Source organism: Achromobacter sp. 1014246743 (assembly GCF_059760725.1).
The window spans coordinates 55747-67692 of record NZ_JCBANA010000036.1; the positions used below are offsets into that span (position 1 = coordinate 55747).

The window sequence follows — 11946 nt, forward strand, 5'->3', positions numbered from 1 at the left end:
CTCATAAAAATCCGGAAAACGGAAACTGGAGACAAGCATGCAAGGTTCCCCCAAGGGGCGGCCCGGCGGTACACCGCTGGCCCGCGCCGCAGACTGGTGCGCCCGCCTGCAGACGTGGCTGATGGTCGCCTGCCTGGCCGTGATGGTGGTGCTGCTGTTCGGCAACGTCGCCCTGCGCTATCTGTTCAATTCCGGCATCAACGCGTCCGACGAAGTGTCACGCCTGGCGTTCGTCTGGATGATCTTCCTGGGCTCGGTGCTGGCGCTGCGCGATCACCAGCACATCGGCGTCACGATGCTGGTCGACCGCTTCGGCCCGGCCGCCCGGCGCGTGTCGCACATCTTCTGTCAGTTGCTGGTGCTGTGGGTGCTGTGGCTGATGGCCGAAGGCAGCTGGGTGCAGACCGTGATCGGGCTGGACACCCGCCTGCCCGTCACGGGGATGTCGCTGGCCGTCTTCAACGCCGCAGCGCTGTATGCCGCCGTCCTCATGGGCCTGCTGACCCTGGTCGACCTGGTGCGCGTGCTGGCCGGCGGGCCCTTGCCGGCGGAATCCAGCCCTGAAGACCCGTCGGTCTGATCCGCCCCCCTCCCCCTTCCCGCCATCCCGCCCGGACCCGCGCCATGATCCTGACCGTCTTCCTGCTCGTGCTGCTGGGGCTGATCGCCCTGGGCATGCCGATTGCCTTCGCGTTGCTGCTCAGCGCGATCGCCATGATGTTCCAGCTCGATTTCTTCGATACGCAGATCCTGGCGCAGAACATGCTGTCGGGCGCCAACAGCTTCACGCTGATGGCCGTGCCGCTCTTCATGCTGGCCGGCGAACTGATGAACGCCGGCGGCATCTCGCGCCGTATCGTCAACCTGGCCAGCATGTTCGTGGGCCACATCCAGGGAGGCCTGGGCTACGTGGCGATCTTCGCCAGCGTGCTGCTGGCGGCGCTGTCGGGCTCGGCCGTGGCGGACGCCGCCGCGCTCGGCTCCCTGTTGATCCCCATGCTGCGCGAAAAGGGCTATGACGCCGGCCAGGCCTCGGGCCTCATCGCCGCTGGCGGCATCATCGCGCCCATCATTCCGCCGTCCATTTCCTTCATCATCTTCGGCGTCGCCACCAACGTCTCCATCACCAAACTGTTCTTCGCCGGCATCGCGCCCGGGCTGATGATGGGCCTGACGCTGGTGGCGGTATGGACCTGGGTGGCGCGCAAGCATGGCGCCATCAAGCCCGCGCCGCGCCAGCCGTGGCCGGCCCGCCTGCGCGCCCTGCGCGAGTCGGCCTGGGCGCTGATGCTGCCGGTCATCATCATCGGCGGCCTGCGCGGCGGCATCTTCACCCCGACCGAGGCTGCGGTGGTCGCCGCCGTGTACGCGCTGCTGGTCAGCCTGTTCGTCTACCGCGAGATCGGCGTGCGCCACCTGCTGCCGCTGTTCATCAATGCGGCGCGCACCACCGCCATCGTCATGTTCCTGGTGGCCGCCGCCATGGTCTCGTCGTACATGATCACCCTGGCCGATATGCCGCAGGACCTGATCGCGCTGCTGGACCCGGTGCTGGACCAGCCCAAGCTGCTGATGTTCGCCCTGCTGGTGCTGCTGACGCTGGTGGGCACCGTCATGGACCTGACGCCCACCATCCTGATCCTGGCGCCGGTGCTGATGCCCGTCGTCACCAAAGCCGGTATCGATCCCGTCTACTTCGGCGTCATGTTCGTCATGGTCGGCTGCGTGGGCCTGTTGACGCCGCCGGTCGGCACGGTGCTGAACGTGGTCTGCGGCGTTGCCCGCATCAATATGGAAACCATCTGCAGGGGCGTGTGGCGCTACGTCGTGGCCTACACGCTGCTGCTGGTCCTGCTGGTGATCTTCCCCGAGCTGATCACCGTTCCCGCAAGCTGGATGCACTAGGCCTGCGGCCCCCCGGCGCATGCCCGCGCCCACTACAAGAAGCCAAGGAGGAACACCATGTACAAGCCTTTGAAGACCCGTCTCGTCGTACTGGCCGCCGCGCTGTCCTGCGCATTCGCCGGCGTCGCGGCCGCCGCCGACGTCAAGCCGAGGCTCATCCGCTTCGGCTACGGCCTGAACGAAGAAAGCGTCCAGGGCCGCGCCGCCCGTTTCCTGGCGCAGGAGCTGGAGAAGATCAGCGACGGCAAGCTCAAGATGAAGACGTTCGGCTCGGCCAACCTGGGATCGGACGAACAGATGCAGGGCGCGCTGGCCGGCGGCGCGCAGGAAATGATGGTCGGTTCCACGGCGCCGCTGGCCGGCATGGTCAAGGAATTCGGCGTCTTCGACCTGCCATTCCTGTTCAACAGTGAAAAAGAGGCCGATGCCGTGCTTGACGGCCAGCTGGGGCAGGACCTGCTCAAGAAGCTGGAAGCCAAAGGCCTGGTCGGCCTGGTGTACTGGGAAAACGGCTTTCGCAACATGACCAATTCGAAGCGCCCCATCGTGCGCGCCGAAGACATGCAGGGCATCAAGCTGCGCGTGATGCAGAACCAGATCGCGCTGGGCGTGTTCAACACGCTGGGCGCCAACGCCGTGCCCATGCCGTTCTCGGAACTGTTCACCGCGCTGGAAACCCGCACGGTGGACGGCCAGGAGAACCCCATCACCACCATCCAGAGCAGCAAGTTCTACGAAGTGCAGCCCTACCTGACGATCACCCGCCACGTCTACACGCCCTGGGTAGTCCTGGCGTCCAAGAAATGGTGGGACAAGCTCTCACCCGACGAACAGCGCCTGGTGCGCCAGGCCGCCGAGGCCTCGCGCGATTTCGAGCGCAAGGACAGCCGGGCGGATTCGCTGAAGGCCATGGGCACGCTGGAGCAGGCCGGCATGAAGATCAACACCGTATCGCCCGAAGAAGTGGCCCGCATGCGGGAAAAAGTGCAGCCCGTGGTCGACAAGTACACGCAGGAGCTCGGGCCGGGCCTGATCCAGCAACTGAACGCGGAAATCAGCAAGGCGCGCAACTAGCCCCGCAGGGCAATCTGACTTGCGGCGCGCCCGCCGCGCCGCAAGCCCCCGAAGCACACGAGACGCATCCATGACCGACACTCCCCGCAAGCTGCGCAGCCAGAAATGGTTCGACGACCCCGCCCATGCCGACATGACGGCCATCTACGTCGAGCGCTACCTGAACTACGGCCTGACCCGCGAGGAACTGCAATCCGGGCGCCCCATCATCGGCATCGCCCAGACGGGCAGCGACCTGGCGCCGTGCAACCGCCATCACCTGGCCCTGGCCGAGCGCATCAAGGCCGGCATCCGCGACGCGGGCGGCATTCCCATGGAATTCCCGGTGCATCCGCTGGCCGAGCAGGGCCGCCGCCCGACGGCGGCGCTGGATCGCAACCTGGCCTACCTGGGCCTGGTCGAGATCCTGCACGGCTATCCGCTGGACGGCGTGGTGCTCACCACCGGCTGCGACAAGACCACGCCCGCCTGCCTGATGGCGGCCGCCACCGTCGACATTCCCGCCATCGTGCTGTCCGGCGGCCCCATGCTGGACGGCTGGCACGATGGCCAGCGGGTGGGCTCGGGCACCGTCATCTGGCACGCGCGCAACCTGATGGCCGCCGGCAAGCTGGACTACGAAGGCTTCATGACCCTCGCCACGGCGTCGTCGCCATCGGTGGGTCACTGCAACACCATGGGCACCGCGCTGTCCATGAACTCGCTGGCTGAAGCGCTGGGCATGTCGCTGCCCACCTGCGCCAGCATTCCCGCCCCCTACCGTGAACGCGGCCAGATGGCCTACGCCACCGGCCTGCGCATCTGCGACATGGTGCGCGAAGACTTGCGGCCGTCCCATATCCTGACCCGCCAGGCCTTCGAGAACGCCATCGTGGTCGCGTCCGCCCTGGGCGCCTCCAGCAATTGCCCGCCCCATTTGATCGCCATGGCGCGCCACGCCGGCATCGACCTCAGCCTGGACGACTGGCAGCGCCTGGGCGAAGACGTGCCGCTGCTGGTGAACTGCGTGCCGGCCGGCGAGCACCTGGGCGAAGGCTTTCACCGCGCCGGCGGCGTGCCGGCCGTGCTGCATGAATTGCTGGCCGCCGGCCGCCTGCATGGCGACTGCCCGACGGTGTCCGGCAAGACCATCGGCGATATCGCCGCCGGCGCCAAGACCCGCGATGCCGACGTCATCCGCAGCTGCGCCGCGCCGCTCAAGCACCGTGCCGGCTTCATCGTGCTGTCGGGCAACTTCTTCGACAGCGCCGTCATCAAGATGTCGGTGGTGGGCGAAGCATTCCGCCGCACCTACCTGTCGACCGAGGGCGACGAAAACGCCTTCGAGGCCCGCGCCATCGTGTTCGACGGACCCGAGGACTACCACGCCCGCATCGAAGACCCGTCTCTGGAGATCGACGAACACTGCATCCTGGTCATTCGCGGCGCCGGCACCGTGGGCTACCCCGGCAGCGCCGAAGTCGTGAACATGGCGCCCCCTTCGCACCTGATCAAGCGCGGCATCGACTCGCTGCCCTGCCTGGGCGATGGCCGCCAGAGCGGTACGTCGGGCAGCCCGTCCATCCTGAACATGTCGCCCGAAGCCGCCGTGGGCGGCGGGCTGGCGCTGCTGCGCACCGGCGACCGGATACGGGTCGACCTGAACCAGCGCAGCGTCATCGCGCTGGTGGACGATGCCGAGATGGAACGGCGCCGCCAGGCCCCCGGCTACCAGCCCCCCGCCTCGCAAACCCCTTGGCAAGCGCTGTACCGCCAGTTGGTAGGCCAACTATCCACCGGCGGCTGCCTGGAGCCGGCCACGCTCTACCTGAAGGTGGTGGAAACGCGGGGCGACCCCAGGCACTCGCACTAGGCCCGCCCGGGCCACGCGCTGCGGGTCGGGCCTTGGCAGTCAGGCTTTGACGTCCTGGCGCCAGGGATCACGCGGTGGGGATCACGCCTTGAAGAACTGATTGAACGCCGCCCATTTGGCGAACAGCTCGGGCCAGGCCTGTACCAGCGAACCCGGCTTGCCCATGCCCCAGCCGTGCTTGCCGGCCGCGAAGATGTGCATCTCGGCCGGCACGCCCAGGCGGCGCAGCGCCCCGAACATCAGCAGGCTGTTGTCTACCGGCGAAATCGGATCGTCCTGTGCCTGCGCCAGGAACGTGGGCGGCATCTGCGCCGTGACCAGGTGGTCCACCGAAAACGCCGCGCTTTCCTCGGCCGTGGGATGCTCGCCAACGATCTCCCGACGCGCATGGGTGTGGTCGAACGGCGGCATGAACGTCAGCACGGGATAGATCAGCGCCGCGAAGTCCGGCCGCGAAGACTGCTTGTCGGTCTCGTCCAGTAGCGGGTAGCGGGCCACGCCCGGCGTGGCCGCCGTGATGCCGGCCAGATGCCCGCCCGCGGAAAACCCCATCACGCCGATATGGCCGGTATCGAGGCCGAATTCCTGGGCCGAGGCGCGGATCACCCGCATCGCACGCTGTCCATCCTGCAGGGGCGCCACCGCCGGCCAATGCTCGCCCGGCAGGCGATACACCAGCTCAAACGCCGTCACCCCTTGCGATTGCAGCCACAGGCAGGCCGGCGTGCTTTCCGTGCCGCGTTCGATGTGGGCATAGCCGCCGCCGGCAATCACCAGCATGGCCGTACCGTTGGGACGTTCGGGCCGGTAGACCACCAGGCGCGGCCGCGACACCTGCGTGACCGAACCCTTGGCGCTGACCTTCTCGGCCTCTTTCGGGCCGGGCCCGCCCGGGGCCCGGTTGCCCGGCCACAGATCAAGGGTGGGTTGGCCCGTGGGCGCGGCAATCGCCATCGCCGGCTCGGTCATCAGCCCCAGCGCGGCACTGGACAGGCCGGCAAACAGGAGTTCTCGTCGTTTGATATGCATAAATCGTCCTCGCGGGCCGGAATGCCAGGCGGACGAAGCGGCCGCCGGACCAGGCCTGCCAACAAAGGCCATGGCCGCGCTGCAGGCAATTTAAGCAGAGATTCGCAGGCCCGGCGGCGACAAAATGGACACGCCCGTTTCGGTGCGTTACGCGTGGCGTGCAGCGTTCAAGCAGGCGTCAGGCGCGTGGCGCGGGATCGTTCGGCCGCGCCACGGATTGTTCCGCCGGATCAAGAGGCTTCGGGCTCGGCCGGCTCAAGACATAGGCAGCGCTTGCCAGGAAAAACACGCCCACGCCCAGCGCCAGCCAGAACGACGGATGTGCGCCCCACCAGAACAGGCCATACCCCACCGCCATGCCCAACGACGCGTACAGCTTGCCCTTGCGCGACACCGCGCCCTGCTCGCGCCAGGCGCGCAGCGACGGACCGTAAGTGGGGCTGTCCAGCAGCCAGCGCTCAAGCCGCGGCGACGAGCGCGAAAAGCAGCCCACCGCCAGAATCAGGAAAATCGTGGTCGGCATCACCGGCAGGAAAGCGCCGATCACGCCCAACGCCAGCATCACGCAACCCAGGATCAGCCAAAGTGCTCTCATCATGATGGGGTGCAGGATAACGCAGTTGCAAGACGGCGCCGCGAATCACCTGACGGTCAAGTCGGCTCCGGCATTTTCTCGCGCAGCATCTGCAGAAAGCGTGCACCGGGTTGTCCGCCCGCCCGGCGCGCCTTGGCCACCATCGCCCAGGCATCCGCATACTGGCCGTTCCAGTAATACGCGCTGGCCCACGCGTTATACAGATAGGCCTTGTCCGGCTCGACGGCCTCGCCATTGCGGAACAAGGCGTCCGAACGCGTGATCATTGCGGCGCGTTCCGGGCCCGACAAGGTCTGGTCCGCGGCGGCACAACGTGCGGCAATACGGCCCGCATCGGCATAAATGCCCTGGAATGAAGGCGGCTTCAGGCTCAGCGCCGTCTCCATCATTTTCATGGCGTCGCAATACTTGCCCTGATCGTGCAGCACCGCGGCAAAGCCGGTATAGACCTCGGGATTATGCGTATCCATCAGCCAGGCCTGGTTGAAGCGCCGCGTCGCCATGCCGAGTTGGTCGGCCCGGTAAAACCGATACCCCTGCTCGATCCAGGCCTGCGCTGCGCGAGCGGGTGACCCAAACGCGCGGCTCGCGTCCGCCGTGAGTTTGTCGTCGGCGGCCTTGATGTCAGGGGCCGATCGATCCATGCCCCCGTACATCGGAATCTCGTCGACGCGCGACTGCGGCGCAACCGGCGCAGTCGCCAGGCAGCCGGCAAGTGACAGGGAGGCAATCAGGGGGGCAACGCGAAGGAGCAGTCTATGCATGAATCATCCCGGGTGAAGCCCAAGACTATCATCGATAGGGGCCGCGCCAGGGCGGGCAGAATCGATCTGCGCAACATGCTCTAGTCATCTAGATGTCACTGCAAAGCGCTATCGTCTCGTGCAACTTCCCAACGCCGAGGCTGCGCCATGCTGACCCTGCCCACTATCGAGACCCTGTTCGCCCATCACGGCGCCGCCTACTACGGCGGCGAAGCCATCAGCCAGACCGAACACGCGCTGCAATGCGCGCAATTGGCCGAACAGGCCGGCGAATCCGAGGCCGTGATCGTCGCCGCCTTCCTGCACGACGTCGGCCACCTCATGCTGGCCGAGAGCATCACCACCGACATGCGCCACCAGGAAGTCGCCGCCGACGCCCTGGCCACGCTGTTCACCGACGACGTCACCACGCCCGTGCGCCTGCACGTCGCCGCCAAACGCTACCTGGGCGCGATCGAACCCGCCTACCTGGACACCCTGTCGCCCGCCTCGGTGCAGAGCCTGGCGTTGCAAGGCGGCGTATTCACCGCCGAACAAGCCGAGACGTTCGCCTGTCAGCCGCACGCGCTGGCCGCGGTGCGGCTGCGCCGGTATGACGATCTGGCGAAGGTGGTGGGATTGGATACGCCGCCGATTGCGCACTATATGGAGATGGCGCAGCGGTGTTTGCGGGTGGAATAAGGCGACGTCGCCGCCGGACGCCATCAGTATTGCAGACCGCTGATTCCAGCTCGCCCTGATCGAAGGAATCAGCGTCAGAGATATTCCGTTGGCAGTTGACGGATTGCCACGACACATAATGCCCTCATACTTGCCGAATGATGGCTTCTCTGCGCGGCAGCAGTATCTATCTGCCTGTAGGCCACGCTTTACCTGATCAGCAGGTACGCAAGCAAAACCAGAACCGCGAAAACAAAAAGCACCGCCGCAGCCTTCACCCACTTGTTTGTATTCTTCGGCCACGACAGTATGCCCAAGTCGCCGGACAGCAGACCCAGCCCGACGGCGACAATCAGGCCCAGGCCGGCCGTCACAATCGCAATACCGCCAAAAATCACTTCCACCAGGCGGGTTTGCCAGGAAGGCCGCTGCGGATGTGGCGCGGGATCAGACGGCGGATTTGGGCGTAACCCCATGCTTGAATGCTCTCCAGGCGACGTAGAAAGCAAAAAGCCGCGAAGTCTTAGACTGTCGCGGCTTTTTTGGCGGTGCTTGACTAGCTCTATCAAGCACCACTTTGCAGGAATTTGGTAGGCGGTATTGGAATCGAACCAACGACCTCCACGATGTCAACGTGGCGCTCTAACCAGCTGAGCTAACCGCCTGCAAAGAAGAAGAATTATATAGTGCTTTTTTAAACTGTGCAAATCGTCTTTTCAAACTTTTTGCTGTTTTTGTTGCGTTCCAGAATCTTCGCTTTGGTATTTACCTGCGCCTGATTCTTCATCTGCAACGACCTGCCCAAAGGCACGCCAAGCACTAGAAACCTTCTTACTTTTTCGCGTCTGCGGCGTGCACCGCAGCAACGAAGAACGAGATTCTATCAGAACTTTTTATTCCTTGCTCGACCTCGACGCCGCTGCTCACATCGACGGCCCACGGGCGCACGGATTGGACCGCGGCGGCGACGTTGTCGGGGGTCAATCCGCCGGACAGGATGAGCGGGCGCGACACGGGATCGGCCTTCACGTCGGACAGCAGCGCGTGGTCAAAGCCGTGGCCGCTGCCGCCGTAGCCAGCGCTGTAGCTGTCGAACAGCCAGCCGGCGGCTTCGCCGTAGGCGCGGCAGCAGGACGCCAGGTCTTCGGCCGTATCCAGGCCCGGGGCGCCTGCGCGAAACGCACGCAGGTAGCGGTGGTGGTAGCGCGCGCAGTCCTGCGGGGATTCATCGCCATGGAACTGCAGCAGTTCCGGGCCGACCTGGTCCAGCACGGCCTGCACGTCCGCCGGATCGGGGTTCACGAACAGGGCCACCACGTCGACGAACGCCGGCACCGCGCGGCGCAGTTGCGCGGCGCGGGTGGGCGTCAGGCAGCGCTTGCTCTTGGGGTAGAAGACAAAGCCGATGGCGTCGACGCCGGCCGAAACGGCGGCGTCAATGTCTTCCTCGCGGGTCAGGCCGCAGATCTTGATGCGTGTGCGCATGGAATTCATTGCTTGCGTCGCCCAGCGCGACGGATGCGGCCAGTATATATAAGAGCGCCTACCTCACGCATGCCGCCGCGGGATGCGGACCGCCCGACGATCAGGCGAACTGGCAGCCCGCTGCAAGGCTGCCGGCGTCAGCCCGCCGGCTGGCCCGCCGTCGCCATGAAGTTGTCGAAGCTGCCTTCGGCCACGCGGAACCACGGGATTTCCTTGTCGCGAAAGGCCGTCATGCTCTCGTACAGCTTCTTGAACATGGGGTCTTTGGCGCTCAGTTCCTGATAGAGCTTCAGCGACGCCTCATAGGCGGCCTGCAGCATGGGCCGGGAAAAGGCCTTGAGTTGCGCGCCACGTTGCACCAGCCGGCGCAGCGCATCGGGGTTGCCGGCGTCGTACTTGGCGATCATGTTGGCGGTGGCCATGCGGCTGGCCAGGCCCAGCGCCGCCTGATAGGGCTTGGGCAGTTCGTCGTACGCGTCCTGGTTGACGTACAGCGACAGTTGCAGCGTGCCCGCCCACCAGCCGGGAAAGTAGTAGTTCCGGGCGACCTTGTAGAGCGCCAGGCTTTCGTCGTCGTACGGACCGATCCAGGCCACGGCGTCCACCCCGCCCTGCTCCAGCGCCGCATAGGTGTCGGCGATGGGCAGGTCGACCGGTTCGGCGCCCATGCGGGCCAGCACCTGGCGGGCGAAACCGCCCGCCTTGATCTTCAGCCCGAGCAGGTCGTCCACGGATTTCACCTCGCCGCGGAACCAGCCGCCCATCTGGGCGCCGGTAAAGCCGCAGGGGAAATTCAGGATGTTGTACTTGTCGAACAGCACGCGAGTCAGGGCCAGCCCTTCGCCCTGGATCATCCACGCGTTCATCTGGCGCGTATTCAGGCCGAACGGCAGGCCGGCGTCGAAGCACAGCGCGGGATCGGTATCGAAAAAGCGCGTGGAGGCGGTATGGCCGCATTCGACGATGCGATGCTGCACGGCGTCCAGCACCTGGCCGGCCTCCATGAGATCGCCGGCGGAGAAAATCTCGATATGGAACTTGCCGTCGGTGACGTCGTTGACGTAGCGGGCCACGTCTTCGGCGCCGCCAAACAAGGTGGGCGATTCATTGGGAAAGCTGGAGGCCAGCTTCCAGGATACGGTCGGGGCATCCTGCGCATAGACCGGGGCGGCGATGGCGGCCCCGCCGGCGGCGGCGCCCAGGGCGGTTCGCTTCAAAAACGCGCGGCGTTGCATGAGACTGGCCTCCTAGGTGCCGACGGCCGCCCGGCTATGGCGGATTTTCCGATGGTTGCATCGTGTGTTGCGTGAAGGGCGACAGCAAAAGCGCCCCGCCATCCAACTCGTCCAGGCCGAACTCGTCGGGGTATTCGATGGCCGACAGGTACAGGCCGTCGGGTGAAAACGTGGGCGCGCCGCGCTTGCGGTCGCGCCAGGACAGCAGCTGCGCCATCCAGTCGACGGATTCGCGGCCCTGGCCGATCTGCAGCAGCGCACCCATGATGTTGCGCACCATATGATGCAGGAAAGCGTTGGCCCGAAGCGTAAACACTAGAAACGGACCGCGCTCTTCGATGTCGAGCCGGTGCATGACGCGCACCGGATGCTTGGCCTGGCACTGCGACGAACGAAAGCTGGAGAAATCGTGTTCCCCCAGCAAGGCGCGTGCGGCCGCGCGCATGGCATCGACGTCCAGCGGCTGATAGCACCACCCTGCCCGGCCTGCCCACAGCGCCGGGCGCACCCGACCCCGCCACAGCAGATAGACGTACGTACGGGCCCGGGCGGAAAAGCGGGCATGGAAGTCATCCGACACCGGCTTGGCCCATTGCACGGAAATGCTGGGGGGCAGGAAGGCATTGACGCCCCGCACCCAGGATTCCATGCGTCGGTCCAGGGGAGTATCCAAATGGATGACCTGCATCGCCCCGTGCACGCCGGTGTCGGTGCGGCCGGCGCAAATGGTGGCCACCGGTTCCGTTACGTCGCAGAAGCGCGCCAGCGCGGCTTCCAATGTGTCTTGCACCGTTTGCCGGTGCGGCTGGGTTTGCCAACCCTGCCAGGCGGAGCCGTCGTAGGCCAGCCCCATTGCAACTCTGGACATCTGTCAGACCCGTGGACCGCCGACCCGGCGCGGTTCGTCCGTGGGCGGTTCGTCCAGGTCGAGATTGATCGAATCGAGCTTGCGGTTCAGCGCTGCGGTATCCAGCGCGGGCTCGTTGTAGGCGTAGGTTTCCTCGTCGTCGTCGCCACGGCGCGCGCCCGCGCGGCGCAGCACCCAGGCGATGGCGAACGCGATCAGCGCCAGTACGGCGGTGACGATCACCAGAAGATTGTCGGCCAACCAGGCCGGCATGGAAGAAGTCAAATCCTTGTCCTTGTCGTTGCTTGCCGCCGCATCCGCGGCGGCCTTGTCTTGTGTGGCGGGGGCCCTGGGTGCCCGCCCGCCGGGGGGACCCGCCGCGCCCCGGGTGGCGGGGGCCCGGTTCTTAGTCCCCTTCGGCCGCGCCCGCCAAACGGTGTCGATGTGTATATCTGGAGTGTCGCTGTCATACTAAAAAACAAACATCTGTGTATGATAGT

General features: G+C 65.8%; 12 protein-coding genes, 1 tRNA gene and 1 pseudogene. 5 read left to right on the forward strand and 9 right to left on the reverse strand.

The features are described from left to right. Window positions 1-37 precede the first annotated feature (37 nt). From AC6LJ2_RS16635 to AC6LJ2_RS16650, 4 genes are all read left to right on the forward strand, one after another. Window positions 38-580, forward strand: coding sequence for a TRAP transporter small permease (locus AC6LJ2_RS16635; RefSeq protein WP_263914757.1), 543 nt, complete (start codon window positions 38-40; stop codon window positions 578-580). A gap of 44 nt (window positions 581-624) precedes the next feature. Next, window positions 625-1905: a TRAP transporter large permease gene (locus tag AC6LJ2_RS16640; RefSeq protein WP_263914756.1), complete on the forward strand. Its 1281-nt coding sequence runs from the start codon at window positions 625-627 to the stop codon at window positions 1903-1905. Window positions 1906-1962: 57 nt separating this feature from the next. Beyond that, window positions 1963-2979 carry a TRAP transporter substrate-binding protein gene (locus AC6LJ2_RS16645; protein ID WP_263914755.1) on the forward strand — a complete coding sequence of 339 codons (1017 nt, stop codon included), beginning with the start codon at window positions 1963-1965 and terminating at the stop codon, window positions 2977-2979. Window positions 2980-3049: 70 nt separating this feature from the next. Continuing rightward, a complete protein-coding gene (locus AC6LJ2_RS16650; protein ID WP_263914754.1) occupies window positions 3050-4831 on the forward strand; it encodes an IlvD/Edd family dehydratase in 1782 nt (593 codons plus the stop codon). Between the two features lie 81 nt (window positions 4832-4912). Here the strand turns inward: AC6LJ2_RS16650 and AC6LJ2_RS16655 are convergent, their stop codons facing one another. The 3 genes from AC6LJ2_RS16655 to AC6LJ2_RS16665 all read right to left on the reverse strand — a co-directional run bounded on the left by AC6LJ2_RS16655 (window position 4913) and on the right by AC6LJ2_RS16665 (window position 7219). Further along, window positions 4913-5860 carry an alpha/beta hydrolase gene (locus AC6LJ2_RS16655; RefSeq protein WP_025135326.1) on the reverse strand — a complete coding sequence of 316 codons (948 nt, stop codon included), beginning with the start codon at window positions 5858-5860 and terminating at the stop codon, window positions 4913-4915. A gap of 178 nt (window positions 5861-6038) precedes the next feature. Beyond that, the gene (locus AC6LJ2_RS16660) at window positions 6039-6458 is read right to left on the reverse strand and encodes a YbaN family protein (RefSeq protein WP_263914753.1); all 420 of its coding nucleotides are present in this window, start codon (window positions 6456-6458) and stop codon (window positions 6039-6041) included. A 53-nt stretch (window positions 6459-6511) separates the two neighbouring features. Continuing rightward, window positions 6512-7219 (reverse strand): tetratricopeptide repeat protein, encoded by a 708-nt coding sequence (locus tag AC6LJ2_RS16665; protein ID WP_263914752.1) that lies wholly within the window; start codon window positions 7217-7219, stop codon window positions 6512-6514. Window positions 7220-7366: 147 nt separating this feature from the next. Here AC6LJ2_RS16665 and AC6LJ2_RS16670 point away from each other — a divergent pair, with 147 nt between their 5' ends. Further along, window positions 7367-7900, forward strand: a complete 534-nt coding sequence (locus AC6LJ2_RS16670) for a phosphonate degradation HD-domain oxygenase (protein WP_498151769.1) — start codon at window positions 7367-7369, stop codon at window positions 7898-7900. A 188-nt stretch (window positions 7901-8088) separates the two neighbouring features. Here the strand turns inward: AC6LJ2_RS16670 and AC6LJ2_RS16675 are convergent, their stop codons facing one another. The 6 genes and pseudogenes from AC6LJ2_RS16675 to AC6LJ2_RS16700 all read right to left on the reverse strand — a co-directional run. Next, complete coding sequence (locus tag AC6LJ2_RS16675) at window positions 8089-8448, reverse strand: hypothetical protein (protein ID WP_498151770.1); 360 nt, start codon at window positions 8446-8448, stop codon at window positions 8089-8091. Between the two features lie 19 nt (window positions 8449-8467). Then, window positions 8468-8544: transfer RNA gene (locus tag AC6LJ2_RS16680), tRNA-Val, on the reverse strand. A 166-nt stretch (window positions 8545-8710) separates the two neighbouring features. After that, the gene (locus AC6LJ2_RS16685; protein ID WP_498151771.1) at window positions 8711-9373 is read right to left on the reverse strand and encodes a phosphoribosylanthranilate isomerase; all 663 of its coding nucleotides are present in this window, start codon (window positions 9371-9373) and stop codon (window positions 8711-8713) included. Between the two features lie 128 nt (window positions 9374-9501). Further along, entirely contained in the window at window positions 9502-10599 is a 1098-nt protein-coding gene (locus tag AC6LJ2_RS16690) for a TRAP transporter substrate-binding protein (RefSeq protein WP_263914748.1), read from the reverse strand. Window positions 10600-10633: 34 nt separating this feature from the next. Then, window positions 10634-11467 (reverse strand): tRNA pseudouridine(38-40) synthase TruA, encoded by an 834-nt coding sequence (truA, locus tag AC6LJ2_RS16695; protein WP_263914747.1) that lies wholly within the window; start codon window positions 11465-11467, stop codon window positions 10634-10636. 3 nt (window positions 11468-11470) lie between these two features. Next, window positions 11471-11719: pseudogene (locus tag AC6LJ2_RS16700) on the reverse strand (peptidoglycan-binding protein LysM); the annotation flags it as partial. Window positions 11720-11946: the final 227 nt, after the last annotated feature.